Source organism: Actinospica durhamensis, assembly GCF_018139695.1.
GTDB lineage: Bacteria > Actinomycetota > Actinomycetes > Streptomycetales > Catenulisporaceae > Actinospica > Actinospica durhamensis.
This window is the reverse complement of the sequence record NZ_JAGSOG010000676.1, coordinates 1-596: the sequence shown is the minus strand read 5'-3', so window position 1 is coordinate 596 and position 596 is coordinate 1. Positions and strand designations below refer to the sequence as shown.

General features: G+C 73.2%; 1 protein-coding gene. It reads right to left on the bottom strand.

What is annotated here, in order from left to right; genetic code table 11:
- Nucleotides 1-596 (bottom strand): hypothetical protein (locus KDL01_RS41675; protein ID WP_212534236.1); only part of this gene is annotated, 596 nt, incomplete at both ends.

The window sequence follows — 596 nt, the reverse complement described above, 5'->3', positions numbered from 1 at the left end:
ACGCGGAACTGGGGTGCGCCAAAGGCTTCGGCGACGGGTGGGCCGCCGGCGGCGAGTTCGGTCAGGATGCGGCGGCCGGCGTCGGCGACGGTGCCGACGTTTCTGATCTCGCCGTCGTGTTCGGCGAGCAGGGGCTGGTCGGCGCCGGGTGCGGTGGTGGCGCGCTGGATCGCGGCGAGCGCGGCCATGTGTTCGGTGTCGTGCAGGGTGGAGTGGTCGAGCAGGACCGCGAGCAGTTGGACGGCGAGGTAGCTGCGGGCCGGGCTGGGGTCTTCGGCGGCGGTCAGCAGCAGCTCGAAGCCTTCGGGGGTGATGGCGTCGAACCAGACGACGTCGGCGAGCACGGCCTGGCGGACGGTGTCGGTGTCGAGTGCGGTCTCGAGCAGCGCGCGGGTGGCGCTCGCGTCGCCGCAGCCGAGGAAGATCAGCAGCCGGGCGGCGTGCTGGCGCAGCAGCCAGCTGTCGGAGCCGGTGGCTTCGGCGAGGTTTTCGGGCAGGTCGGGGTGGCGTTGCGCGGCGACGCGGATCGCGGCGGGCTGGATCGCGGCGAGCTCCGCCAGGACGCTGATCTGGTTGCTGAGGGTGGGCAGGTGGCG